This is a genomic window from Pseudomonas sp. JH-2 (assembly GCF_036231725.1).
GTDB lineage: Bacteria > Pseudomonadota > Gammaproteobacteria > Pseudomonadales > Pseudomonadaceae > Pseudomonas > Pseudomonas delhiensis.
On sequence record NZ_JAZAQP010000014.1, the window covers coordinates 23822 to 47343 of the forward strand.

Annotated in this window: 16 protein-coding genes and 2 tRNA genes; 10 read left to right on the forward strand and 8 right to left on the reverse strand. The window is 69.6% G+C overall.

Going from position 1 to position 23522, the window contains the following annotated elements; translation table 11 throughout:
- Entirely contained in the window at positions 1-900 is a 900-nt protein-coding gene (gene cysM, locus VV867_RS12205) for a cysteine synthase CysM (RefSeq protein ID WP_109936800.1), read from the reverse strand.
- Between the two features lie 332 nt (positions 901-1232).
- Here cysM and VV867_RS12210 point away from each other — a divergent pair, with 332 nt between their 5' ends.
- Entirely contained in the window at positions 1233-3461 is a 2229-nt protein-coding gene (locus VV867_RS12210; protein ID WP_328566509.1) for a TonB-dependent receptor domain-containing protein, read from the forward strand.
- Between the two features lie 22 nt (positions 3462-3483).
- Here VV867_RS12210 and VV867_RS12215 read toward each other — a convergent pair whose 3' ends face one another.
- Together VV867_RS12215 and VV867_RS12220 are read right to left on the reverse strand one after the other, a co-directional pair.
- Complete coding sequence (locus VV867_RS12215) at positions 3484-4863, reverse strand: HAMP domain-containing sensor histidine kinase (RefSeq protein ID WP_328566510.1); 1380 nt, start codon at positions 4861-4863, stop codon at positions 3484-3486.
- Entirely contained in the window at positions 4841-5551 is a 711-nt protein-coding gene (locus tag VV867_RS12220) for a response regulator transcription factor (RefSeq protein ID WP_328566511.1), read from the reverse strand. The genes VV867_RS12215 and VV867_RS12220 overlap by 23 nt, the downstream gene beginning before the upstream one ends.
- 140 nt (positions 5552-5691) lie before the next feature.
- Between VV867_RS12220 and VV867_RS12225 the strand changes: the two genes are divergently transcribed.
- The 4 genes from VV867_RS12225 to VV867_RS12240 all read left to right on the forward strand — a co-directional run bounded on the left by VV867_RS12225 (position 5692) and on the right by VV867_RS12240 (position 10379).
- Positions 5692-8463, forward strand: coding sequence for a response regulator (locus tag VV867_RS12225; protein ID WP_328566512.1), 2772 nt, complete (start codon positions 5692-5694; stop codon positions 8461-8463).
- Between the two features lie 8 nt (positions 8464-8471).
- A complete protein-coding gene (locus VV867_RS12230; protein WP_328566513.1) occupies positions 8472-9461 on the forward strand; it encodes a 2-hydroxyacid dehydrogenase in 990 nt (329 codons plus the stop codon).
- 73 nt (positions 9462-9534) lie between these two features.
- On the forward strand, positions 9535-9981 hold the full coding sequence (locus VV867_RS12235) for a hypothetical protein (RefSeq protein ID WP_328566514.1): 447 nt from the start codon (positions 9535-9537) through the stop codon (positions 9979-9981).
- The gene (locus VV867_RS12240) at positions 9978-10379 is read left to right on the forward strand and encodes an META domain-containing protein (RefSeq protein WP_109936794.1); all 402 of its coding nucleotides are present in this window, start codon (positions 9978-9980) and stop codon (positions 10377-10379) included. The genes VV867_RS12235 and VV867_RS12240 overlap by 4 nt, the downstream gene beginning before the upstream one ends.
- A 226-nt stretch (positions 10380-10605) precedes the next feature.
- Here the strand turns inward: VV867_RS12240 and gcvT are convergent, their stop codons facing one another.
- From gcvT to dinB, 5 genes are all read right to left on the reverse strand, one after another.
- On the reverse strand, positions 10606-11718 hold the full coding sequence (gene gcvT, locus VV867_RS12245; RefSeq protein WP_328566515.1) for a glycine cleavage system aminomethyltransferase GcvT: 1113 nt from the start codon (positions 11716-11718) through the stop codon (positions 10606-10608).
- Positions 11719-11811: 93 nt separating this feature from the next.
- On the reverse strand, positions 11812-14673 hold the full coding sequence (gcvP, locus tag VV867_RS12250) for an aminomethyl-transferring glycine dehydrogenase (RefSeq protein ID WP_328566516.1): 2862 nt from the start codon (positions 14671-14673) through the stop codon (positions 11812-11814).
- 14 nt (positions 14674-14687) lie between these two features.
- Positions 14688-15065: a glycine cleavage system protein GcvH gene (gene gcvH, locus VV867_RS12255; protein WP_043271120.1), complete on the reverse strand. Its 378-nt coding sequence runs from the start codon at positions 15063-15065 to the stop codon at positions 14688-14690.
- 265 nt (positions 15066-15330) lie between these two features.
- The gene (locus VV867_RS12260; protein WP_089394074.1) at positions 15331-16857 is read right to left on the reverse strand and encodes a sigma-54-dependent transcriptional regulator; all 1527 of its coding nucleotides are present in this window, start codon (positions 16855-16857) and stop codon (positions 15331-15333) included.
- 112 nt (positions 16858-16969) lie between these two features.
- Positions 16970-18031, reverse strand: coding sequence for a DNA polymerase IV (gene dinB / locus VV867_RS12265; protein ID WP_109936791.1), 1062 nt, complete (start codon positions 18029-18031; stop codon positions 16970-16972).
- Positions 18032-18243: 212 nt separating this feature from the next.
- On the opposite strand from dinB, the gene VV867_RS12270 reads away from it, so the two are divergent.
- From VV867_RS12270 to VV867_RS12290, 5 genes are all read left to right on the forward strand, one after another.
- Positions 18244-18320 (forward strand) — tRNA-Met (locus VV867_RS12270).
- Positions 18321-18436: 116 nt separating this feature from the next.
- Positions 18437-18513, forward strand: a tRNA-Met gene (locus VV867_RS12275).
- Positions 18514-18676: 163 nt separating this feature from the next.
- On the forward strand, positions 18677-21310 hold the full coding sequence (gene mprF / locus VV867_RS12280) for a bifunctional lysylphosphatidylglycerol flippase/synthetase MprF (protein ID WP_328566517.1): 2634 nt from the start codon (positions 18677-18679) through the stop codon (positions 21308-21310).
- Between the two features lies 1 nt (position 21311).
- Positions 21312-22592, forward strand: a complete 1281-nt coding sequence (locus tag VV867_RS12285; RefSeq protein WP_275629092.1) for a virulence factor family protein — start codon at positions 21312-21314, stop codon at positions 22590-22592.
- 119 nt (positions 22593-22711) lie between these two features.
- Positions 22712-23275 (forward strand): cytochrome b, encoded by a 564-nt coding sequence (locus VV867_RS12290; protein ID WP_089394078.1) that lies wholly within the window; start codon positions 22712-22714, stop codon positions 23273-23275.
- Positions 23276-23522 lie beyond the last annotated feature (247 nt).

Consider the following 23522-nt stretch of genomic DNA (forward strand, 5'->3'; position numbering starts at 1 on the left):
TCAGTTGGAGTCGTAGATTCCGGAGGACAGGTAGCGGTCGCCGCGGTCGCAGATGATCGCCACCATCACGGCGTTCTCCAGCTCGCGGGACAGGCGCAGCATGGCCGCCACCGCGCCGCCCGAGGACACGCCGCAGAAAATGCCTTCCTCGCGGGCCAGGCGGCGCATGACGTCCTCGGCCTCGCTCTGGTGCATGTCCACCACGCGGTCGACGCGGCTGGCGTCGAAGATCTTCGGCAGGTATTCCTGCGGCCAGCGGCGGATGCCGGGGATCGATGAGCCTTCCATCGGCTGCAGGCCGACGATCTGCACCGCCGGGTTCTGCTCCTTGAGGTAGCGCGACACGCCCATGATGGTGCCGGTGGTGCCCATGGAGCTGACGAAGTGGGTGATCTCGCCGCCGGTCTGGCGCCAGATCTCCGGGCCGGTGCCCTGGTAGTGGGCCACCGGGTTGTCGCCGTTGGCGAACTGGTCCAGCACCTTGCCCTTGCCTTCGCGCTGCATCTGGTCGGCCAGGTCGCGGGCGCCTTCCATGCCCTGCTCCTTGCTCACCAGGATCAGCTCGGCGCCGTAGGCGGTCATGGCCGCCTTGCGCTCGGCGGTGGAGTTGTCCGGCATGATCAGGATCATGCGGTAGCCCTTGATCGCCGCGGCCATGGCCAGGGCGATGCCGGTGTTGCCGGAGGTGGCCTCGATCAGGGTGTCGCCGGGACGGATGTCGCCACGCAACTCCGCGCGGGTGATCATCGACAGCGCCGGGCGGTCCTTCACCGAGCCGGCCGGGTTGTTGCCTTCGAGTTTCACCAGCAGGGTGTTGGAGGTTTCCCCGGGCAGGCGCTGCAGGCGCACCAGCGGAGTATTGCCGATGCACTCGGCGATGGTGGGGTACTGCACGGTCATGGAGTCGCTCGTCGTCAGCAAGGCGGATCTGGATAACGGCCTATGATACCGGTAAACCGCCGCCGGCCATATCGGCAAGCGCAGCGAGTGGCATCGGCGGCCCTGTCGACCCCGGCGTCGAGGCTGCGGAATCCTTACATGAACACCTGAACATTCGCGTAGGAAAGCTCCGCAATTCACATGTTGCCACAAAGTGCTTAAGTGCCCATGGGCCGTGGGCTGCAGCACAACCGGAGGCTTCCGTCGACATATGTGGTAACTTTCGTGAAGATGAAAATGATTTGCGTTACCCACAGGCTCCGCCGCCATCACGAGCAGTCAGGAGCCAACAGATGTCCCTCCCCCTTTCCCGCAATGCACTGGCTGGCGCCGTCGCCCTGGCCATCGCCAGCCAGGCCCAGGGCAACGACACCCTGAGCCTGGGCGACACCGTCGTCACCGCCGCCGGCTACGAGCAGAAGGTCACCGAGGCGCCGGCCAGCATCAGCGTGCTGAGCCGCGAGGAACTGGAGCAGAAGCGCTACAGCAACCTGGCCGAGGCCCTGGAGGACGTCGAGGGCGTCGACATCGGCCAGGGCACCGGCAAGACCGGCGGGCTGAACATCAGCATCCGCGGCATGCCCAGCGACTACACCCTGATCCTCATCGACGGCCGCCGGCAGAACAGCGCCGGCAACATCACCCCCAACGGCTTCAACGAGACCGCCACCAGCTTCATGCCGCCGCTCTCGGCCATCGAGCGCATCGAGGTGATCCGCGGCCCGATGTCCACGCTCTACGGCTCCGACGCCATGGGCGGGGTGGTCAACATCATCACCCGCAAGGTGGCCCCCGAATGGGGCGCCACCCTCAGCCTCGACCACACCTTCCAGGAACACCGCGACTACGGCGACAGCAGCGGCACCAGCCTGTACGCCAGCGGCCCGCTGGTGGCGGACAGGCTCGGCCTGAACCTGCGTGGCAGCTTCCTCGACCGCAGCGCCTCGGACCTGAGCTTCGACGACGGCGCCACCGTCAGCCGCCGCGGCGCCGCCCCGGTGGAGGGGCAGAACTACAACATCGGCAGCCGCCTGACCTTCACCCCCAACGCCGAGCACGACATCTCCCTGGACTTCGAGCGCGGCCGCCAGGCGTACAACAACGACGACTGCCAACTGGGCAACCTCGACGGCAAGGCCGGCGGCAGCGCCACCGACGGCTGCAGCCGCGACGCGCCGACGCGGGCCAACGGCTACGCCGACGAGCTGCGCTTCGAGCGCGACCAGTTCGCCCTCTCCCACACCGGCCGCCTGGGCTTCGGCACCCTCGACAGCAGCCTGACGCACATCGCCACCGAGACCATTGGGCGCACCATCCCCGGCACCATGGGCGTGCCCTACAGCGGCTACCCGTCGATCGTCGGCGGCGACGCGCGCAAGCTGAAATCCACCGACCTGGTGCTGGACAGCAAGCTGGTGATGCCCCTGGGCGAGGCGCACGTCTTCACCCTCGGCGGCCAGTACTGGGACGCCAAGGTCGAGGACGGCATCGTCAACGAAGACTTCAGGCAGAGCTCCTGGGCGCTGTTCGCCGAGGACGAGTGGCACCTGCGCGAAGACCTGGCGCTGACCCTCGGCGGCCGCTACGAGGACCACGAGGCCTTCGGCGGGCACTTCAGCCCGCGCGCCTACCTGGTGTGGAACACCACGCCCAGCTGGACGCTCAAGGGCGGCGTCAGCCAGGGCTACAAGACGCCCACGCTGAACCAGCTGCACGACGGCATCAACGGCGTCAGCGGCCAGGGCCAGATCATCACCATCGGCAGCCCCGACCTGGACCCGGAAACCTCCACCAGCACCGAGTTCGGCATCTACTACGACAACCTCGCCGACTTCAACGCCAACCTCACGCTGTTCCACACCCGCTTCGAGGACAAGATCGACACCGGCACCCCGGTGGCCAACTGCAACTGGCCGGACGCGCCGAACCAGCCCGGCTGCGTCGACCTGGGCAGCGGCTTCCTGCAGGAGAACTTCGCCCAGCAGGTGAACATCGGCAAGGCCCGCACCCAGGGCGTGGAGCTGGCCGGGCGCTGGGCCTTCGCTCCGGCCTGGGCGCTGGCGCTGAACTACACCTACACCGACAGCGAGCAGCTCAGCGGCGACGACAAGGGCGCCCCGCTGACCAACACCCCCAGGCACCTGGCCAATGCCCGGCTCGACTGGCAGGCGCACGAACGCCTGAAGCTCTGGCTCAAGGGCGAGCACCACGGCGAGCGGGCGCGCTTCACCTCGCGCTATGCCAACCTCAGCGCGGCCAACCAGGCCATCGCCCGCCAGGTCGGCGACCTGGACGCCTACCAGGTGTTCCACCTCGGCGGCTCGTTCAAGGCCAGCCACAACCTGACCCTCAATGCCGCCGTGTACAACCTGCTGGACAAGGACTTCCTGGACGGCGAGTACTACACGACCGCCACCGGCGGGACCGCCTGGGCCTCCCACTACATCCAGACGGCCCAGGCCACCACCGGCACCCTGGAACAGGGCCGGCGGCTGTGGTTGTCGGCGGTGCTCGAGTTCTGAGGCCGGCCTGCGCCGGCCCGCCTCAGGCGGCGGGCAGGCGCAGGTGCATGCGCAGGCCGGGGTCGCCGCGCTCGGCCCAGAGCTCGCCGCCCTGCAGGCGGATGGCGCTGCGGGCGATGCTCAGCCCCAGGCCGAAGCCCTCGCCGGACCGCGCCGCGGAAAGGCGGGTGAAGGGCAGGAAGATGCGCTCCAGGTCGGCGGCCGCCACCCCCGGCCCCTGGTCGGCCAGGCAGAGGTGCCAGAAGTCCCCCTCGCGCTGGCCGAGCAGGCGGACGCAACCGCCTTCCGGGGAATGCCGGATGGCGTTGCGCAGCAGGTTCTCCAGGGCCTGCGCCAGGCCGTTGAGATGGCCGCGGACCACGCAGTCCGCCGGCACCTCGCAGTGGAAGCGCGAAGGCGCCCAGCCGGACTCGAAGCCGGCGTCCTCCACCAGCAGCTCCCACAACGGCAGGATGGCGACGTCCTCCAGGGGCAGGCGCGGCCGCTCGGTGTCCATCCAGGCCAGGTCCAGGGTGTTGGCCACCAGGCGCTGCATGACCTCCACCTCGCGCTCCAGGCGCAGGCGCAACGGGTCCTCGGCCGGCGCACTCTCGGCGGCGACGCGCAGGCGGCTGAGCGGGGTGCGCAGCTCGTGGGACAGGTCGCGCAGCAACTGGCGCTGGAACTCCACGTGGCCGCTCAGGCGCTGGGCCATGTGGTCGAAGGCGCGGCCCAGCTCGCCCAGCTCGTCGCGGCGGACGCTGACCTCGCGGGCGGCGCCCGAACCCAGGTCGTCGGCGCGCAACGCATTGGCGTGCTCGCGCAGGCGCGCCAGCGGATGGATCAGTTGGCGGTAGAGCAGCATGCACAGCAGTAGCGCCAGCCCGGCGGGCACCAGCCCATGGGTGAAGAAGCGCAGCAGCACGGAATAGCCGCCGGGCTTGAAGCGCTGCGGCAACTGCAGCACCAGGCGGCCGTCGGCGGGGTGCCCGGGGAAGGGAATGCCGATGTAGGGCAGGCTCCGGCTGCGGTTGCTCACCGGCCAGTCCAGGCCGCGCTGGAAGGTCAGGCGGGTGGCCTCCTCGATGCTCAGCGGCTGGCTGCCCAGGGGCTGCAGGCGACCGTCCAGCGCCACCATCCAGGTCTGCTCGCTGGCCCGCATGCGGGCCAGCCAGTCATCCACCGCGGCCTCGCCGCCAGTGTTCCAGGCCCGCTCCAGGTCGGCCGCGTAACCCCGCAGCACGACCTGGGCCTGGGTATCGAGGAAGTAGCCGCGACGCTCGACCTGGCGGCCCCAGGTCCAGGACAGCCAGATCAGCAGCAGGCAGAGCAGCACCACCGGCACCGCCAGGCGCCAGAACAGCGAATGGCGGCCGGGCAGCAGCTGGCGCGGGCGCCGCTCACTCGGCGCTAGCGAAAACATAACCCTTGCCCCAGACCGCGCGCAGTTGATGGCGCACGTAACCGATGGCCTGCAGCTTGCGGCGCAGGTGGCTGACGTGCATGTCCAGGCCGCGGTCGTGGGCGGTGAAGCCACGGTGCAGCACGTGCTGGTAGAGGAACGGCTTGCTCAGGGTCTCGTCGACGTTGCCGAGGAAAGTCTCCAGCAGGCGGTGCTCGGTGGCGGTGAGGCCGGCGCTCTGCCCTTCCCAGGCCACCTCGCAGGGCTCCTCGCTCAGGCGCAGCCCGGCGTCCTCCGGGCCCGCCGGCAGCAGGCTGCCGCGTTCCAGGGCGACGCGGCGCAGGATGGCGTCGATGCGCACGTTCAGCTCGGCCAGGCTGAAGGGCTTGGGCAGGTAGTCGTCGGCGCCCTGGGAGAAACCGGCGATACGGTCCTGCTCGGCGCCCAGGGCGGACATCAGGATCACCGGCACGCGCTGCTCGCGGCGCAGCTGGCGCAGGGCTTCCAGGCCGCTGCAGCCGGGCAGCATGACGTCCAGCAGGACCAGGTCGAAGGCCTCGCTCAACGCCTGGTCCAGCCCCTCGCGGCCATCGCGGCACCAGGTCACGGCGAAGCCGCGCTGGCTCAGGTGGCTGTGCAGGTGCGCGCCCAGGGTGGGGTCGTCCTCGATGGTCAGCAGGCGGGGTTGGCTGGTGGCGGTCTGGATCATGGCAAACAAGACTTATTCGCGAACGACAAGTATTCATGACAGCACCTACCCAGGGCAAGCGCAGCCGTCCGGCGGTCAATGTGCGGGATTCCCGCCCGGCGACCCGCTAAACTGCCCCGAAACCGCTTAGGAGGACGCGCGTGTTCAAGGATCTCGGCATCAAGGGGCGGGTGCTGCTGCTCACCCTGCTGCCCACCAGCCTGCTGACGCTGGTGCTGGGCGGCTACTTCACCTGGGTGCAGCTGTCGGACATGCGCGTGCAACTGATCGAGCGCGGCCAGTTGATCGCCGAACAGCTCGCCCCGCTGTCGGCCTCCGCCCTGGACCACGGCGACCTGCCGCTGCTGGAACGCATCGCCAACGAGGCCCTGGATCAGCCCGACGTGCGCGCGGTGACCTTCCTGGGGCCCGAGCGCACGCGCCTGGTCCATGCCGGGCCGAGCATCCTCACCCCCATGCCCGGCGGCGACGCCACCCACCTGAGCCTGGTCAGCAGCCTGGATACCACGCATTTCCTGCTGCCGGTGCTGGGCCGCCACCGCAGCCTGTCCAGCACCTCGGAGGAGGACGCCAACCGCCTGCTCGGCTGGGTCGAGCTGGAGCTCTCGCACCACGGCACCCTGCTGCGCGGCTACCGCAGCCTGTTCACCAGCCTGCTGCTGATCGTCAGCGGCCTGGTGGTCACCGCCCTGCTCTCCCTGCGCATGAGCCGCGCCATCAGCGCGCCCCTGGGGCAGATCGCCCAGGGCGTCGCGCAGCTCAAGGAAGGCCGCCTGGAGACCCGCCTGCCGGCCCTGGGCAGCCACGAGCTGGACGAGCTGGCGGGCGGCATCAACCGCATGGCCGAGGCGCTGCAGAGCGCCCAGGAAGAGATGCAGCACAACATCGACCAGGCCACCGAGGACGTGCGGCAGAACCTGGAGACCATCGAGATCCAGAACATCGAACTGGACCTGGCGCGCAAGGAGGCCCTGGAGGCCAGCCGCATCAAGTCCGAGTTCCTGGCCAACATGAGCCACGAGATCCGCACCCCGCTCAACGGCATCATCGGCTTCACCAACCTGCTGCAGAAGAGCGACCTCACCGTGCGCCAGCAGGACTACCTGGGCACCATCCAGAAGTCCGCCGAGAGCCTGCTGGGGATCATCAGCGAGATCCTCGACTTCTCCAAGATCGAGGCCGGCAAGCTGATCCTCGAGAACATCCCGTTCAACCTGCGCGAGCTGGTCCAGGACACCCTCACCATCCTCGCCCCGGCCGCACACGAGAAGCGCCTGGAGCTGGTCAGCCTGATCTACCGCGACACCCCGCTGAACCTGGTGGGCGACCCGCTGCGCCTGAAGCAGGTGCTGACCAACCTGGTGAGCAACGCCATCAAGTTCACCCACGAAGGCACCATCGCCGTGCGCGCCATGCTCGAGGACGAGAACGACGAGCGCGCGCAGCTGCGCATCAGCGTGCGCGACACCGGCATCGGCCTGACCAACGCCGACCTGCGCGCGCTGTTCCAGGCCTTCAGCCAGGCCGACAACTCGCTGTCGCGGCAGGCCGGCGGCACCGCCCTGGGGCTGGTGATCTCCAAGCGCCTGATCGAGCAGATGGGCGGCGAGATCGGCGTCGACAGCAGCTCCGGCGAAGGCTCGGAATTCTGGATCAGCCTGAGCCTGCCCAAGGCCCGCGAGGACAGCGACGATGGCCTGCCGGCGCCGCCCAGCGGCCACCATGTGGCACTCTGCGAACCCCATGAGCTGACCCGCGCCGCGCTGCACCACCAACTGGAGGACTGCGGCCTGGAGGTGCACGAGTTCGACGGCCTCGACGCCCTGCGCGAAGCCCTGGACAAGCCCGCCGCGGGCAGCGCGCCGATCGAGCTGGCGGTGCTCGGCGTCAACCTCGCCGACAGCCAGCCGGACGTGCTGCGCCAGACCATCCGCGACTTCGAGCTCAAGGGCTGCAAGACCCTGGTGCTGTGCCCCACCGTCGACCAGTCGCAGTACAACGCCGTGCTGCCCGAGGGCCAGGTGCAGAGCAAGCCGGCCTGCACGCGCAAGCTGCAGCACGCCCTCGACCAGCTCCTGCACCTGCGCCCGGCGCGCAAGGACAAGCCCTCGCCGCGGGCCGAGCGCCAGGTGCCGCACCTGCTGTGCGTCGACGACAACCCGGCCAACCTGCTGCTGGTGCAGACACTGCTCGGCGACCTGGGCGCGGAAGTCACCGCGGTGGACAACGGCCTGGCCGCGGTGGAAGCGGTGCAGCGCGAGCGCTTCGACCTGGTCTTCATGGACGTGCAGATGCCCGGCATGGACGGCCGCCAGGCCACCGAGGCGATCCGTCACTGGGAGGCCCAGCGCGAGGTCAGCCCGGTGCCCATCGTCGCCCTCACCGCCCACGCCCTGGCCAACGAGAAGCGCGCCCTGCTGCAGGGCGGCATGGACGACTACCTGACCAAGCCGATCGACGAGCGCCAGCTGGCCCAGGTGGTGCTCAAGTGGACCGGCCTGGCCCTGGCCGGCCGCGGCATGGCGGCCCAGGGCGGGCGCTGCGCCGCCGACGGCCTGGCCGTGCTCGACGCCGAGGAAGGCCTGCGCCTGGCCGCCGGCAAGGCCGACCTGGCCGCCGACATGCTGGCCATGCTGCTCGCCTCCCTGGCCGCCGACCGCCAGGCCATCCGCCTGGCCCGCGAGCGCAACGACCGCGCCACCCTGATCGAGCGCGTGCACCGCCTGCACGGCGCCACCCGCTACTGCGGCGTGCCGCAGTTGCGCGCCGCCTGCCAGCGCGCGGAAACCCTGCTCAAGCAGAACGACCCGCAGGCCGGCGGCGCCCTGGAGGACCTGGACCACGCCATCGGCGAGCTGACCCGCGCCACCGAAAGCCACACCGGGCAGCGCGCGCCCCACGACACCCACTGAGGCCGGCCATGCGCATCATCCTGTTCAGCAGCCAGAACTACGACCGCGACAGCTTCCTCGCCGCCAACCCCGGGCACGGCTTCGAGCTGCATTTCCAGCAGAGCCCGCTGCGCCCGGACACCGTCGCCCTGGCCATGGGCTTCGAGGTGGTCTGCCCGTTCGTCAACGACGACCTCTCGCGGCCGGTGCTGGAACACCTGGCCGCCGGCGGCACGCGGCTGATCGCCCTGCGCTCGGCCGGCTACAACCACGTCGACCTGGCCGCCGCCCACGCCCTGGGGCTGACCGTGGTGCGGGTGCCGGCCTACTCGCCCCACGCGGTGGCCGAGCATGCCGTGGGGCTGGTCCTGGCGCTGTGCCGGCACCTGCACCGCGCCTACAACCGCACCCGCGAAGGCGACTTCTCGCTGCACGGGCTGACCGGCTTCGACCTCCACGGCAAGACGGTCGGGGTGGTCGGCAGCGGCCAGATCGGCCAGGTGTTCGCGCAGATCATGCACGGCTTCGGCTGCCGGATACTGGCCTACGATCCCTACCCCAACCCGGCCATCGAGGCCCTCGGCGGGCGCTTCGTCGGTCTCGACCAACTGCTCGCCGAGTCCGACGTGATCAGCCTGCACTGCCCGCTCAACGACGCCACCCGCCACCTGGTCAACGCCGACAGCCTGCAGCGCATGAAGCGTGGCGCCATGCTGATCAACACCGGCCGCGGCGCGCTGGTGGACACCCCGGCGCTGATCGAGGCGCTCAAGAGCGGCCAGCTGGGCTACCTGGGGCTGGACGTCTACGAGGAGGAAGCGGAGATCTTCTTCGCCGACCGCTCCGACCTGCCGCTGCAGGACGACGTGCTGGCGCGCCTGCTGACCTTCCCCAACGTGATCATCACCGCGCACCAGGCCTTCCTCACCCGCGAGGCGCTGGCGGCCATCGCCGGGACCACGCTGGACAACATCGCCGCCTGGCGCCAAGGTGCTCCTGTCAACCTCGTCGAACCCTGAGGGCCGTGGTCACGCCACCACGGTCGCGAGTCCGGGCCACTTCCCCTACTATGGGCGGACTTTCGGAGGACCCATGGCTCAACACGATTTCCGCTACAACCTGCTCAACCCGCAACACACGCTGAACGAGTGCCGCGCGCTCGGCCCGGGCCTCTACCAGGTCACCGGCAACGGTGGCTCGATCCAGAACGGCGACACCCTGCTGGTCAGCCTCAAGGGCAGCCGCGACCTGAGCATGACGCTGACGGTGGACAAGGTGCGCCACCTGATCAACCCGCCGGGGCAATGGACCGCGGTGGCCAGGGGGCCGGTGTTCAAGGAACTGTCGATCCTCAACTGGCAGGTCAAGTGCGACGGCTGCGGGAGCATGCTGGACTTCGAGTTCGCCGTCGACGCCAGCCTCGGCAAGGCCGCCCACGCCCACGCCCCCGCCGCCACCGCGCGCATCGCCGAGCTGGGCTGGAGCGTGGACGGCGACCGCCACCTCTGCCCCGCCTGCCAGGCCCGGGAGCAAGCATGAAGAAGACGCTGACAGCCCTGCTCGGCGCCCTGCTGCTGGCCGGCTGCGCCCAGCACCCGACGGAGCCGGAAAGCGACCAGGCCTACCGCGTGGAATGGATCGGCAAGCGCCCGCTGGTGGGCCGCAGCCACGTCAGCCTGACCTTCGACGGCCAGGGCCGGGCGTTCGGCAACGCCGGCTGCAACCACTGGTTCGCCAGCTACCAGATCGATGGCGAGCAGCTCAGCTTCGGCCAGCCCGGCAGCACCCGGCGGATGTGCGCGCCGGCGCTGATGGAGCAGGAACAGCGCTTCTTCCAGGCCCTGGGCGAAGTGCAGCGCTGGGAAATAACAGACAAGGGCGAACTGCGCCTGCTCTCGGCCGACAGCCGCGCGCTGCGGATGTGGCCGGAGGATTGAGCGCTTTTCGTAGGAGCGAGCTTGCTCGCGAACGGGGCTTCCGGGAACTCCATCGCCAGGCCTGAGAGCGCCCTCTCCCTAACCCTCTCCCTTCAGGGAGAGGGTTAGGGAGAGGGCGCGGAGTCAATCCAAAGCATCGAAGCCAAGAATTAGCTCCATTCGCGAGCAAGCTCGCTCCTACAAGAACCACTAGCAGCGTAGGAGCGGACTCCGTCCGCGATGCGCTTCAGCCGCGGTAATACCGCTGCGGCACGAAGGGCGTGCGCGCCACCTTCATCGGCACGCGCTTGCCGCGGACCATGGCGAACACTTCGCTGTCCAGCGCGGCATGGGCGCCGGCCACGTAGCCCATGGCCACCGGCGCGCCCAGGCTCGGGCCGAAGCCGCCGCTGCTGACCTTGCCGATCACCGCGCCATCGGCGTCGACGATCTCCGCCCCTTCGCGCACCGGCACGCGCTCCTGCGGCAGCAGGCCGACGCGCTTGCTGGCCACGCCTTCGCGCTGCTGGGCGAAGACCCGCTCGGCGCCGGGGAAGCCGCCGGCGCGCGCGCCATCGGCGCGGCGCACCTTGGAGATGGCCCAGCCCAGGCTCGCTTCCACCGGGGTGGTGGCGCTGTCCATGTCATGGCCGTACAGGCACAGGCCAGCTTCCAGGCGCAGCGAGTCGCGCGCGCCCAGGCCGATCGGCTGCACCTCTTCCTCGGCCAGCAAGGCGCGGGCCAGGGCTTCGGCCTGGGCCACGGGCACGGAAATCTCGTAGCCGTCCTCGCCGGTGTAGCCGGAACGGCTGACGTTGCATTGCACGCCGAGCAGCTCGACCGTGGCCACCTGCATGAAGGTCAGCGCCTTCACCGCCGGGGCGAAGCGCCCCAGCACCTCGGCCGCCGCCGGGCCCTGCAGGGCCAGCAGGGCGTGGCTGTCGAACAGCGACTCGATCTCGCAGCGGTCGCCGATGTGCTGGCGCAGGTGCGCCAGGTCCTGGTCCTTGCAGGCGGCGTTGACCACCAGGAACAGGTGGTCGCCGGCATTGGCCACCATCAGGTCGTCGAGGATGCCGCCCTCGGCGTTGGTGAACAGCGCATAGCGCTGCTGGCCCAGCGGCAGGTCAAGGATGTCCACCGGCACCAGGCTTTCCAGCGCCGCGGCGGCATCGGCGCCGCGCAGGCGCAGCTGGCCCATGTGCGAGACGTCGAACAGGCCGGCCCGGGCGCGGGTATGCAGGTGCTCCTTGAGCACGCCCAGGGGGTATTGCACCGGCATCTCGTAGCCGGCGAAGGGAACCATCTTCGCACCCAGTTCCAGGTGCAGGTCGTACAGCGGCGTCTTGGCGAGGCTCATGGCAACTCCTTGGCGAAAAAAAGGCCGCGCCGGCGCGTCCGGCGCCAACCGCGGCCACGGCGCCCACCGGAGCGGGCGCAGGGACTTAAGGGTTCACGCGTCCTGGTAGTCGGCGATCGACGGGCAGGAACAGGCCAGGTTGCGGTCGCCGTAGACGTTGTCCACGCGGCCCACCGGCGGCCAGTACTTGGCGTCCACCAGGCTGGCCAGCGGGTACACCGCCTGCTCGCGGCTGTACCGGTGCGACCACTCGCCGACCAGCTCCGCCGCGGTGTGCGGGGCGTTCTTCAGCGGGTTGTCGTCCTTGTCCAGCTCGCCGCGCTCCACCGCGCGGATTTCCTCGCGGATGCGGATCATCGCGTCGCAGAAGCGGTCCAGCTCCTGCTTCGACTCGCTCTCGGTGGGTTCCACCATCAGCGTGCCGGCCACCGGGAAGGACATGGTCGGGGCGTGGAAGCCGAAGTCGATCAGGCGCTTGGCCACGTCGTCGACGTTGATCCCGCTGGTTTCCTTGAGCGGGCGCAGGTCGAGGATGCACTCGTGGGCCACCAGGCCATTCTCACCGGTATAGAGCACCGGGTAGTGCTCTTCCAGGCGGCGGGCGATGTAGTTGGCGCCGAGGATGGCCGCCTGGGACGCGCGCTTGAGGCCCTGGCCGCCCATCATGCGGATGTACATCCAGGTGATCGGCAGGATGCTGGCGCTGCCGAAGGGCGCCGCGCTCACCGCGCCGGCCTTGCGTTCCAGCTGCTCGCCGTGGCCGGGCAGGAAGGGCGCCAGGTGCGCCTTCACGCCGATCGGGCCGACGCCCGGGCCGCCGCCGCCGTGGGGGATGCAGAAGGTCTTGTGCAGGTTCAGGTGCGAGACGTCGCCGCCGAACCTGCCCGGCGCGCACAGGCCGACCATGGCGTTCATGTTGGCGCCGTCGATGTACACCTGGCCGCCGTTGTCGTGGACGATGGCGCAGATGTCGCGGATGCCTTCCTCGAACACGCCGTGGGTCGACGGGTAGGTGATCATGATCGCCGCCAGGCGCTCGCGGTGTTCCTCGGCCTTGGCCTTGAGGTCGGCCAGGTCGACGTTGCCGCGCGCGTCGCAGGCGGTGACCACCACGCGCAGGCCGGCCATCTGGGCGGTGGCCGGGTTGGTGCCGTGGGCCGAGGACGGGATCAGGCAGATGTCGCGGTGGCCCTCGCCACGGCTGGCGTGGTAGGCGCGGATGGCCAGCAGGCCGGCGTACTCGCCCTGGGAGCCGGCGTTGGGCTGCAGCGACACGGCGTCGTAGCCGGTGGCGGCGCAGAGCATGGCCTCCAGCTCCTGGGTCATGGCGCGGTAGCCTTCGGCCTGCTCGGCCGGGGCGAAGGGGTGCAGGTTGCCGAACTCGGCCCAGGTGATCGGGATCATCTCGCTGGCGGCGTTCAGCTTCATGGTGCAGGAGCCCAGCGGGATCATGCTGCGGTCCAGCGCCAGGTCCTTGTCGGCCAGCTTGCGCAGGTAGCGCATCAGCTCGGTTTCCGAGTGGTAGCGGTTGAACACCTCGTGGCGCAGGAAGGCCGAGGTGCGCAGCAGGGCTTGCGGCAGCTGGTCGCCGACGCTGGCGGCCAGGGCGGCGAAGTCCGGCAGCGCCTGGCCGGCGGCGAACACCACCCACAGGGCTTCGACGGCGGCCTGCTCGCAGGTCTCGTCGAGGGAGACGCCGACGCGGCCGTCGTCGATCACCCGCAGGTTGAGGCCGGCAGCCTGGGCGGCGGCGTGGACTTCGGCGGCCGGGCGCGCGGTGGCGACGCTCAGGGTGTCGAAGAAGTATGCCTGCTCGACCTTGTGGCCCAGCTGCGCCAGGCCGGCGGCCAGGATGGCGGTCAGCCGGTGCACGCGCCGGGCGATGTCGCTCAGGCCCCGGGGGCCGTGGTAGACGGCGTACATGCTGGCGATATTGGCCAGCAGCACCTGGGCGGTGCAGATGTTGCTGGTGGCCTTCTCGCGGCGGATGTGCTGCTCGCGGGTCTGCATGGCCAGGCGCAGCGCCGGGTTGCCGAAGCGGTCGATGGAGATGCCCACCAGGCGGCCCGGCATGTCGCGCTTGAAGGCATCGCGGGTGGCGAAGTAGGCCGCGTGCGGGCCGCCGAAGCCCAGCGGCACGCCGAAGCGCTGGGCGCTGCCGAGCACCACGTCGGCGCCGAACTCGCCCGGCGGCGTCAGCAGGGTCAGGGCCAGCAGGTCGGCGGCCACCGCCACCAGGGTGCCGGCGGCGTGGGCGCGCTCGATCAGCTCGCGGTAGTCGATGACCGCGCCGGTGCTGGCCGGGTATTGCAGCAGCACGCCGAAGTAGGCGGAGAAGTCCTGCAGCGCGGCCTCGTCACCGACCACCACTTCGATGCCCAGCGGCTCGGCGCGGGTGCGCAGCACGTCGAGGGTCTGCGGGTGGCAGTGCGTGGAGGCGAAGAAGGCCTGGGCGGCCTTGTTCTTCGACAGGCGCTTGCAGAAGGTCATGGCCTCGGCGGCGGCGGTGGCTTCGTCCAGCAGCGAGGCGTTGGCGATCTGCATGCCGGTCAGGTCGCTGATCAGCGTCTGGAAGTTCAGCAGGGCTTCCAGGCGGCCCTGGGAGATTTCCGGCTGGTAGGGGGTGTAGGCGGTGTACCAGGCCGGGTTTTCCAGCAGGTTGCGCAGGATCGGCGCCGGGGTGTGGCAGGGGTAGTAGCCCTGGCCGATGTGGTTGCGCAGCAACTGGTTCTTCGCGGCGATGGCGCGCAGGTCGGCCAGGGCCTGGGCCTCGCCCTGCCCCGCGCTGCCATCGAGCACGCTGGTGCCCTTGATGCTGTTGGGGATGACGCTGTCGGTCAGGGCGTCGAGGCTGGCGTAGCCGACCAGCTCGAGCATGGCCTGGGTGTCGGCCTCGCGCGGGCCGATGTGGCGGGCGATGAATTCGTTGCTGGTGCTCAGTTGGACCTTGCTCATGCGGGCTCCCCGGTTCAGGCGCGGGCGGACAGGTAGGCTTCGTAGCCGGCCTGGTCCATCAGGGTGTCGAGGGCGGCGGCGTCATCCAGGCGGATGCGGAAGAACCAGCCGTCGGCCAGCGGCGCCTGGTTGACCAGCTCCGGGCCGTCGATCAGCGCGGGGTTGACCTCGGTGACCTCGCCGGCCAGCGGCATGACGATATTGCTGGCGGCCTTCACCGACTCCAGCACCGCCACTTCGGCGCCCTGCTCATGGCGGCCGAGCTCCGGCAGCTGGACGTAGACCACGTCGCCGAGGGCTTCCTGGGCATAGTCGGTGACGCCGACGGTCACTTCGCCGGAAGCTTCGAGGCGCAGCCATTCATGGTCGGGTGTGAAGCGCAGGGTGGTCATGGATCGTCCTCTTGGTCTCGTCTGGAGCCGTCGGGTGGCTCGCGATTTTTCCCGGCACGAGAGCAAGGGTGATGCCAAGACAAATAAAATTCTTATAAATCAATTAGTTGAAAAACAATGCCATCAGACGTGAACCAACCATTGGAACGAAATCATTCCACGAAAACCAGCGAGTCTCCTGGCTTTTAGCGCATCAGGGCCCCGGCTGGCGCGGCCGCCACCAAATGGAACGAAACCGCTCCACCGGAGCGAAACCGTTCCACCCTCAGCGCTCGCCGATCCCGTACTTGCGCAGGCGCTGGCCGATGGCGGTGTGCGAGGTGCGCAGGCGCGCGGCCAATTGCCGCGTCGAAGGGTAGGCCGCGTAGAGGCGCTGCAGCAGCGACTTCTCGAACTGCTGCACGGCCTCCTCCAGGCTGGTGACCTCCTCGTCGGCGGCCTGGCGGGTATCCAGCTCGGTGCCGGCCACTTCCAGGTCCTCGACACCGATCACCTCGCCCTCGCCGATGGCCGCGGCGCGGAAGATCTTGTTCTGCAGCTGGCGCACGTTGCCGGCCCAGCGGTTGCCCAGCAGCAGCGGGTGGGTTTCCGGCGCCAGGCGGCACGGCGGGCGCTGGATCTGCGTACAGGCCAGGCGCAGGAAGTGCTCGGCCAGCAGCAGGATGTCCTGGCCGCGCTCGCGCAGCGGCGGCACCTGCAGGTTGAGGACGTTGAGGCGGTAGTAGAGGTCTTCGCGGAAGCTGCCCTCGCCGACCATCTTCGCCAGGTTGCGGTGGGTGGCGCAGAGCACCCGCACGTTCACCCGCACCTCGCGCTCGCCGCCGATGCGGCGGAAGCAGCCGTCGCTGAGGAAACGCAGCAGCTTGGCCTGCAGGTAGGGCGACATCTCGCCCACTTCGTCGAGGAACACCGTGCCGCGGTCGGCCAGCTCCAGCAGGCCCGGCTTGCCGCCGCGCTGGGCGCCGGTGAAGGCGCCCGAGGCGTAGCCGAACAGCTCGCTCTCGGCCAGGCTCTCCGGCAGCGCCGCGCAGTTCAGCGCCAGGAAGGGTTCTTCGCGGCGTGCGCTCAAGGCATGGCAGGCGCGCGCCACCAGTTCCTTGCCGGTGCCGGTCTCGCCCTGGATCAGCAGCGGCGCGTCCAGCCCGGCGACCTTGCGCACCCGCGCCTTCAACTGCATCAGCGGCGGCGAGCGACCGATCAGGCCCTGCAGGCCCTCGGCGTGGTCGTGGTGCAGCAGCGACAGGCGCTCGCCGATGCGGCTCGGCGGGTAGAGCGTCAGTAGGCCGCCATCCAGGGCATCGCCGGCGCCGCGGATCGGCGTGGCGTCCAGCAGCAGCGGCTGGCCGCCGAGGCTGACCTCGTGCATCGGCAGGCGGAAGCCCTTCTCCACCAGGTGCTCGGCCAGGCCCGGTTCGTCGAACAGGGTGGACAGCGACTCGCCGGCCGGCTGGCGGCCGCACAGGTCGATGAGCCGGGGGTTGGCGAAGAGCACCCGGGCCTGGGCGTCCACCGCCAGCACCGGGTCGCCCATGGCCGCCAGCAGCGCGTCCAGGTGCAGGCTGCGGCGCTGGCCGGGGAGCATGTCGACGATCTGCACCGAGAGCACGCCGCGCACCCGCAGCAGCGCGCCATGCAACTCGTGGAGCACTTCCTGGCGCAGCTCGGGGGCATCTATATAGACGTTCGGCGGCACCATCTCCACCGCGTCCAGGTTCAGGTTGCGCGCGCCCAGCAGCGCCAGGACTTCCTGGGTGATGCCGACGCGGTCGGTGAAGGTGACGTGGATTCGCATGCTCGGGGCCCTGGCTACGCGCTGCGCATGATCGGACTTTTGCCCGGCGCAGACAACGCTCAGAACCCGTTGACGCAGTTATGCCGACGCGCAGCAGATCGCAGGCAGGTTCTCAGAACAGGCTGAGCTGCTCGGCCCTGCCGCGCAGGTCGACCAGGCGCACGCCCACGCCGATCAGCCGCACCGGCCGCGCGCCGCGCTGGAAGGCCTGGTTCAGCAGTTGCCGGTAGCTGTCCAGGTCGCGGCTGGCGTTGGCCTGCTCCAGGGTGGTCTGGGTGAAGTCGTGGAACTTCAGCTTGACGAAGGGCTTGCCCGGCCGGTAGCTGGCGTCCAGGCGCTGCATGCGCCGCTGCAGCTCGTCGAGCAGCCCGGGCAGCTCGGCCAGGCAGGCGTCGACGTCGGGCAGGTCGCGGTCGAAGGTGTTCTCCACGCTGATCGACTGGCGCCGGCTGTCCACCTGCACCGGGCGCTCGTCGATGCCGCGGGCCAGGTTCCACAGGCGCTCGCCGAAGCCGCCGAACTCGCGCACCAGCGCCAGGCGCGACCAGTCGCGCAGCTGCTGGCAGTCCTGCACGCCCAGGCGCGCCAGCTTCTCGGCGGTGACCTTGCCCACGCCGTGGAGCTTCTTCACCGGCAGTTCGGCGACGAATTCCTCGACCTGCTCGGGGGTGATGACGAACAGGCCGTTGGGCTTGCGCCAGTCGCTGGCGATCTTGGCCAGGAACTTGTTCGGCGCCACCCCGGCCGAGACCGTGATGCCCAGCGACGACCAGACGCGCCGGCGGATGTCCTGGGCGATGCGCGTGGCGCTGCCGGAAAACTGCTGGCAGTCGCTGACGTCCAGGTAGGCCTCGTCCAGGGACAGCGGCTCGATGAGGTCGGTGTAGTCGCGGAAGATCCCGTGGATTTCCCGCGACACGCCTTTGTAGACGTCCATGCGCGGGCGCACGATGGTCAGGTCCGGGCACAGCTTGACCGCGGTGCGCATGGCCATGGCCGAGTGCAGGCCGTAGACGCGCGCCTCGTAGTTGCAGGTGGCGACCACCCCGCGCTTGTCCGGCGAACCGCCCACGGCCAGCGGCTTGCCCGCAAGGCTGGGGTCGTCGCGCATCTCGATGGCGGCGTAGAAGCAATCGCAATCGATGTGGATGATCTTTCGCTGCCGGGAACTCAACGCGGAACCTGCTCGGACGGAATTGCACCGGAACACCGGGGAAATGCCCCTGCCGTTCCTGAGTGCTCGGTGAAGGCACCATGGTAATGCAAAACGGTGCGAACGCCCGCGCCGCCCGCCCTGGGCCGCCCTGCTTCGCTAAGCATCTGAAGAAAAACCAGTTTTTCCGAGAAAACGGTTGACAGGGTGGCCGTCCTGAGTAGAATGGCCGCCGCGGGATGGAGCAGTCTGGTAGCTCGTCGGGCTCATAACCCGAAGGTCGTTGGTTCAAATCCAGCTCCCGCAACCAGACACAAGGAAAAGGCCACTCTTCGGAGTGGCCTTTTTCGTTTGCGCTCAATTTAAATAATTGATCGGAAAGCAAAAATCGATTGACAGGGTGTTCAGCCCGAGTAGAATGGCCGGCGCGGGATGGAGCAGTCTGGTAGCTCGTCGGGCTCATAACCCGAAGGTCGTTGGTTCAAATCCAGCTCCCGCAACCAACATAGAAAAAAGCCACTCTGCGGAGTGGCTTTTTTCGTTACAGCGGAAAAAGACCGAGCCTGATCCAGGCTGCGCCCCCCATAATTGCAGTCATTTGTTCCCACGGACTTGGGAATTCGCGAGGGTGCCCCCACCTGTCGCGCAACAGCCATGAGGTGCCCGATGCGCGTCGACTCCACCGCGCCTGAGACTCCGGAAACTGCCAGCGCCCCTTCCCGCCCCCGCCTGATCGAACGGCTCGGCGCCCACCGCCAGGCCATCGGCGTCGGCGTCACCCTGTTGCTGTTCGCCCTGGCGCTGGTGGCCTGCTACCACCTGCTGCGCGACATCGATCCCTATTCCCTGCACGACGCCATCCTCGACATCCCCGGCGACGCGCTGTTCGGCGCCCTGGCCGCGACGGTCGCGGGGTTCATCTGCCTGCTCGGCTACGAGTGGTCGGCCACCCGCTTCGCCGGGGTGAAGCTGCCGCTGCCGACGCTGCTGACCGGCGGCTTCAGCGCCTTCGCCATCGGCAACGCGGTGGGCCTGTCGATGCTTTCCGGCGGCTCGGTGCGCTACCGCCTGTACGCCCGCGCCGGGCTGAACGCCATGGAAGTGGCGCGCATGACGCTGTTCGCCAGCCTGTCCCTGGGCTGCGCGCTGCCGATCCTGGCAGCCATGGCCGCGCTCAGCGACCTGCCCGACGCCGCCCTGGCGCTGAACCTGCCGCAGTGGCTGGTGGCGACCCTGGCGGTGGCCATCCTGGCCTTCTGCGTGCTGCTGGTGGTCGGCATGGAGCGACGCCGCGAGCCGGAGCAACCGTCGCCGGACAGCCAGCTGATCCGCATAGGCCGCCGTTCGGTGCGCATGCCGGGCCTGCGCCTGTCGCTGCTGCAGCTGGTGATCACCGCGCTGGACGTGGCCGCCGCCGCCACCGTGCTCTACCTGCTGCTGCCCGAGGCGCCGCCGTTCGGCGCCTTCCTGCTGGTCTACATGATCGCCCTGGCCGCCGGCGTGCTCAGCCACGTGCCCGGCGGCGTCGGGGTGTTCGAGGCGATCCTGCTGGCGGCCTTCGCCGGCCAGCTGGGCGCCGCGCCCCTGGCCGCCGCCCTGCTGATGTATCGCCTCATCTATGTGGTGCTGCCGCTGCTGCTGGCCTGCCTGCTGCTGCTGGTGGTCGAGGCGCGGCGCATGCTCCTGGCGCGCCAGGCGATGCGCGTGGCGTCCGGCCTGGCCGCGCCGGTGCTGGCGGTGCTGGTGTTCATTTCCGGCATCGTCCTGCTGTTCTCCGGCGCCACCCCGTCCATCGACACCCGCCTGGACGAGCTGGACTTCCTGGTCCCGCACCGCCTGGTGGATGCCTCGCACTTCGCCGCCAGCCTGATCGGCGTGCTCTGCCTGCTGCTGGCCCAGGGCCTGCGCCGGCGGCTGTCGGCGGCCTGGGCGATCACCCTGGTGCTGCTGCTCAGCGGCGCGGTGCTGTCGCTGCTCAAGGGCGTGGACTGGGAGGAAGCGCTGATCCTCGGCGTCACCGCCCTGCTGCTGGCGATCTTCCGCCGCTCCTTCTACCGCCGCAGCCGGCTGATGGAAGTGCCCTTCTCGCCGCTGTACCTGGCGGCGGCCGCCTGCGTGGTGGCGGCGTCCATCTGGCTGTTCCTGTTCGCCTACCAGGACGTGCCCTACAGCCACGAGCTGTGGTGGCAGTTCGCCCTCGACGCCGACGCCCCCCGTGGCCTGCGCGCGGCCCTGGGCAGCTGCCTGCTGCTGGCCGCGGTGGGCCTGACCTGGCTGCTGCGCACCTCGCCGCCGGCGATCCACGAGCCGAGCGCCGAGGAACTGGACCGCGCCGCCGCCATCCTCGCCCGTTCCGAGCAGCCCGACGGCGGCCTGGCGCTGTCCGGCGACAAGGCCCTGCTGTTCCACCCCAGCCAGGACGCCTTCCTCATGTATGCCCGCCGCGGCCGCAGCCTGGTGGCGCTGTACGACCCGATCGGCCCGACCCAGGCCCGCGCCGAGCTGATCTGGCAGTTCCGCGACCTCTGCGACCTGCACCACGCGCGCCCGGTGTTCTACCAGGTGCGCGCGGAGAACCTGCCGTTCTACATGGACATCGGCCTGACCGCCCTCAAGCTCGGCGAGGAGGCGCGCGTGGACCTGCGCCGCTTCGACCTGGAAGCCAAGGGCAAGGACATGAAGGACCTGCGCTACACCTGGAACCGCGGCCAGCGCGACGGCCTGGCCATCGAGTTCCACGACGCCGGGCAGGCGCCGATGGAGGAGCTCAAGGCGATCTCCGACGCCTGGCTGGGCGGCAAGGCCACCCGCGAGAAGGGCTTCTCCCTGGGCCGCTTCACCCCCGAGTACCTGCGCTACTTCCGCGTCGCCGTGGTGCGCCACCAGGGCCGCGCGGTGGCCTTCGTCAACCTGCTGGAGACCGCCAGCCACGAGCTGGCCAGCCTGGACCTGATGCGGGTGGTGCCGGACGCGCCGAAGATGACCATGGAATTCCTCATGCTCGGCCTGATCCTGCACTACAAGGAACGCGGCTACGCCCGCTTCAGCCTCGGCATGGTGCCGCTCTCGGGCCTGCAGCCGCGCCGTGGCGCGCCGCTGACGCAGCGCCTGGGCGCGCTGGTGTTCCACCGCGGCGAACAGTTCTACAACTTCCAGGGGCTGCGTCGCTTCAAGGACAAGTTCCAGCCCGACTGGGAACCCCGCTACCTGGCCGTGCCCGCCGGACTGGATCCGCTGGTGGCGCTGGCCGATACCGCCGCCCTGATCGCGGGCGGCCTGTCCGGACTGGTGAAACGCTGATATGTCGAAACGTCGCTGGCGCCTGTTGGCCATCGTCCTGCTACTGGTAATCGCCGCTGCTGCCGCTGCCGTGCTGCTGTGGCTCCACCCGCTGTCCCAGGCGCGCCTGGAGCACGGCAAGCTGCCCGACGGCAGCCCCGTGAGCCTGGCCATCCCCGCCAGGCATCCGACCGCCACCGTGCTGCTGGCGGTGCCCCAGGACAACAAGCTGGACGACGCCCAGCTGCTGGCCCTGGCCCACGACAATGGCGCGCGGGTGGTGCAGTTCCTGTTCCCGGACAACGATTGCGTGGCTCAGCAGCACCGCGTGCAGGCCGCGCTGAACCTGCTCGACGCCCAGCCCACCCTGGTCGCCGGCGTGCACCAGGGCGGCGCCTGGGCCTGGCGCTGGCTGGCCGGGCAGAACAGCGACAAGGCCAAGGCCCTGTCGGTCGGCTTCGCCCTCGACAAGCCCGACTGCGCCACGCCCAGGCTGCCGCAGAGCGCGCCCCACGGCCACTGGACCGCCGCCTGGAACGACAACCCGGACGACGAGACCGCGCGCTTCGCCCGCACCCAGCAGAACGCCGAGACCGTCATCGCCAACTACTACGACAGCCTGCCGGTGGTTCTCGACGACCAGCTCAAGCGCCTGATCCAGGGCAGCGGCGACGACTTCCCGGTGGTCGAGGTGCCCGCCGCCAAGCCGTCGCCCACCGTCACCCTGTTCTACTCCGGCGACGGCGGCTGGCGCGACCTGGACCGCGACGTCGCCGGGCAGATGGCCGAGCTGGGCTACCCGGTGGTGGGCATCGACGCGCTGCGCTACTTCTGGGAGCACAAGAGCCCCGAGCAGAGCGCCGCCGACCTCGCCCTGCTGATGCAGCACTACCGCGAGAAGTGGGGCGCCACCCACTTCGTGCTGGCCGGCTACTCCTTCGGCGCCGACGTGCTGCCGGCCATCTACAACCGCCTGCCCGAGGCCGACAAGCAACAGGTCAGCGCCGTGCTGCTGCTGGCCCTGGCGCGCAGCGGCAGCTTCGAGATCGAGGTACAGGGCTGGCTGGGCAAGGCCGGCCAGGAAGCCGCCACCGGCCCGGAACTGGCGCGCATGCCCGGGCCCAAGGTGCTCTGCGTGTACGGCATCGACGAGAAGGACGAGAGCGGCTGCACCCAGCCCCAGGCCATCGGCGAGAACCTGGAACTGCCCGGCGGCCACCACTTCGACGAGAACTACCCGGCCCTGGCCAAGCGCCTGGTGAACGCCATCCGCGCGCGCCAGGTGCCGCCGAACGAGTCCTGAGCCGAAGGCTGGCTTACACTTCAGGCATTGGCCGCCTCTTCAGCCTGGCTTCAGGCTGAAGAGGCAAGGTGCCCGGACCCGCCGCCACGAGCGGGACAGCCTGAAGAGAAGGAGTTTCCATGAGCCAGCCCCCCTACCCGCGCCGCTACGGCAGCCTGTCCATCGCCCTGCACTGGCTGATGCTGGTGCTGATCGCCGGCGTCTACGCCTGTATCGAGCTGAAGGGCAACTACCCCAAGGGCAGCGACACCCGCGCACTGCTCAGCCAATGGCACTTCATGCTCGGCCTGAGCGTGTTCTGCCTGGTCTGGCTGCGCCTGATCGGCCGCTTCATCTACCCCACCCCGCCGATCGTGCCCGCCCCGCCGGCCTGGCAGATGCTGCTGGCCAAGGCCGTGCACCTGGCGCTCTACGCGATGATGATCGGCCTGCCCCTGGCCGGCTGGACCATCCTCAGCGCCGCCGGCAAGCCGATCCCCTTCTGGGGCCTGGAACTGCCGCCGCTGGTGGCGGAGAACCCGGACCTGGCCAAGCAGGTCAAGGCCGTCCACGAGACCGTCGGCAACATCGGCTACTTCCTGATCGGCCTGCACGCCATCGCCGCGCTGTTCCACCACTTCATCAGCCGCGACAACACCCTGGTGCGCATGCTGCCCGGCGCCGGCGAGGCGCGGCCGGAATAGGCGGGCCTACGCCGCCCCATCGCGCCATTCCCATGCAGGAGCGCGCCCTGCGCGCGAATCGCGGACAGAGTCCGCTCCTACAGGTTGCCGAGGCACAGCATTTCCCCGTAGGAGCGGAACTTTTCCGCGATAGCCGGATACCCCGGCGCGGTTCGCGGATGAGATCCGCCCCTACGCAACCCCACCCACGCCATTCCCATGCAGGAGCGCGCACTGCGCGCGAATCGCGGGCAGGGCCCGCTCCTAC

Coding starts and splice junctions, on each gene's coding strand:
- cysM (WP_109936800.1), bottom strand. CDS start 900: ATGACCGTGCAGTACCCCACCATCGCCGAGTGCATCGGCAATACTCCG.
- VV867_RS12210 (WP_328566509.1), top strand. CDS start 1,233: ATGTCCCTCCCCCTTTCCCGCAATGCACTGGCTGGCGCCGTCGCCCTG.
- VV867_RS12215 (WP_328566510.1), bottom strand. CDS start 4,863: ATGTTTTCGCTAGCGCCGAGTGAGCGGCGCCCGCGCCAGCTGCTGCCC.
- VV867_RS12220 (WP_328566511.1), bottom strand. CDS start 5,551: ATGATCCAGACCGCCACCAGCCAACCCCGCCTGCTGACCATCGAGGAC.
- VV867_RS12230 (WP_328566513.1), top strand. CDS start 8,472: ATGCGCATCATCCTGTTCAGCAGCCAGAACTACGACCGCGACAGCTTC.
- VV867_RS12235 (WP_328566514.1), top strand. CDS start 9,535: ATGGCTCAACACGATTTCCGCTACAACCTGCTCAACCCGCAACACACG.
- VV867_RS12240 (WP_109936794.1), top strand. CDS start 9,978: ATGAAGAAGACGCTGACAGCCCTGCTCGGCGCCCTGCTGCTGGCCGGC.
- gcvT (WP_328566515.1), bottom strand. CDS start 11,718: ATGAGCCTCGCCAAGACGCCGCTGTACGACCTGCACCTGGAACTGGGT.
- gcvP (WP_328566516.1), bottom strand. CDS start 14,673: ATGAGCAAGGTCCAACTGAGCACCAGCAACGAATTCATCGCCCGCCAC.
- gcvH (WP_043271120.1), bottom strand. CDS start 15,065: ATGACCACCCTGCGCTTCACACCCGACCATGAATGGCTGCGCCTCGAA.
- VV867_RS12260 (WP_089394074.1), bottom strand. CDS start 16,857: ATGCGAATCCACGTCACCTTCACCGACCGCGTCGGCATCACCCAGGAA.
- mprF (WP_328566517.1), top strand. CDS start 18,677: ATGCGCGTCGACTCCACCGCGCCTGAGACTCCGGAAACTGCCAGCGCC.
- VV867_RS12285 (WP_275629092.1), top strand. CDS start 21,312: ATGTCGAAACGTCGCTGGCGCCTGTTGGCCATCGTCCTGCTACTGGTA.
- VV867_RS12290 (WP_089394078.1), top strand. CDS start 22,712: ATGAGCCAGCCCCCCTACCCGCGCCGCTACGGCAGCCTGTCCATCGCC.